The sequence below is a fragment of the Microbacterium mitrae genome, assembly GCF_008017445.1.
GTDB lineage: Bacteria > Actinomycetota > Actinomycetes > Actinomycetales > Microbacteriaceae > Microbacterium > Microbacterium mitrae.
Genome location: NZ_VRSW01000010.1, coordinates 1 through 1,282, shown reverse-complemented (window position 1 = coordinate 1,282; position 1,282 = coordinate 1). Strand labels below are relative to the sequence as shown.

The 1,282-nt window shown below is 62.4% G+C and carries 1 protein-coding gene; it reads left to right on the top strand.

Going from position 1 to position 1,282, the window contains the following annotated elements; all coding sequences use genetic code 11:
- The first annotated feature begins 67 nt into the window (after nt 1-67).
- A protein-coding gene (locus FVP60_RS12955) for an IS3 family transposase (protein ID WP_425463458.1) occupies nt 68-1,248 on the top strand; the annotation gives its coding sequence in 2 pieces (ribosomal slippage) (nt 68-334 and nt 337-1,248; 1,179 coding nt in all).
- The last annotated feature ends 34 nt before the right edge of the window (nt 1,249-1,282 follow it).

Here is a 1,282-nt window from a genome sequence, read left to right as displayed (position 1 = left end):
GGGACTGACGCAGGTTTCGGTGACAACTAACCTTTGAGGCCGAGCGCCTCTGGGAGAGGATGTCTTCATGCCTGCACCGTTTCCGAAAGAGTTCCGTGACGATGTCGTCGCGGTTGCCCGTGCTCGTGAGGAGGGGGTGACGTTGAAGATGATCGTGAAGGATTTCGGGGTCTCGGAAGCGTCGCTCGTGAATTGGCTCAAGCAAGCCGATATCGAGGACGGGCGAAAGCCTGGCCAGACCAAAGACGAGGCTGCTGAGGTTCGCGAGCTTCGTCGTCGGAACCGTTTACTGGAGCAGGAGAACGAAGTGCTTCGCAAGGCCGCGGCGTATTTGTCGCAGGCGAATCTGCGCCTGGGTGGCTCCCCAAAATGATCTACCCGCTCGTGAGCGAGCTCGCCGCATCGGGCATTCCGGTGACAGTGTCGTGTCGGGTATTGAAGCTCGCCCGCCAGCCTTATTACCGGTGGCGGAAATCGCCGATCGCTGACGCGGAGATCCTCCGAGCGAACCGGATGAACGCACTCGTGGATGCGCATCGGGAAGACCCCGAGTTCGGTTGTCGGTTCCTGCATCACCAGGCCCGTCGCGCCGGGGTGCGGATGAGCCGGCGAACCGCGTGGGTGCTGTGTCGTGCCGCGGGGATCTCCTCCGCGGTTCAGCGTCAACGCCGCCGCGGTAAGGGGCACAGACCTGGGCCACCCGTGTTCGATGATTTCGTGAAGCGGCAGTTCACCGCTGATGCCCCTAACCGCGTCTGGCTGACAGACATCACGGAGCACTGGACGAGCGAGGGCAAGCTTTACTGCTGTGCGATCAAGGACGTGTTCTCGAACCGCATCGTAGGGTATTCCATCGCGGACCGGATGACATCCAAGCTCGCCGGTGACGCCCTCACCAATGCGGTGCGCCGGCGCGGCGACGTCGCGGGCTGCATCCTTCACGCGGACCGTGGATCGCAGTTCCGGTCAAGGAAGATGGGGCTCGCGCTGAGCCGTCACAGCATGATCGGTTCGATGGGCAGAGTCGCGTCAGCGGGCGACAATGCGGCGATGGAATCGTTCTGGGCGTTGCTGCAGAAGAACGTCCTGAACCGGCAGACCTGGACCACCCGCGCGGATCTGCGCCTCGCGATCGTGACCTGGATCGAACGCACCTACCACCACCGCCGGCCCCAAGACCGACTCGGCGGCTTGACACCCATCGAATACGAAACCAAAATCAACACCAACAAGGCCCTCGCGGCCTAAACCACACCTGTCACCAAAACGTGCGTCAGTCCCT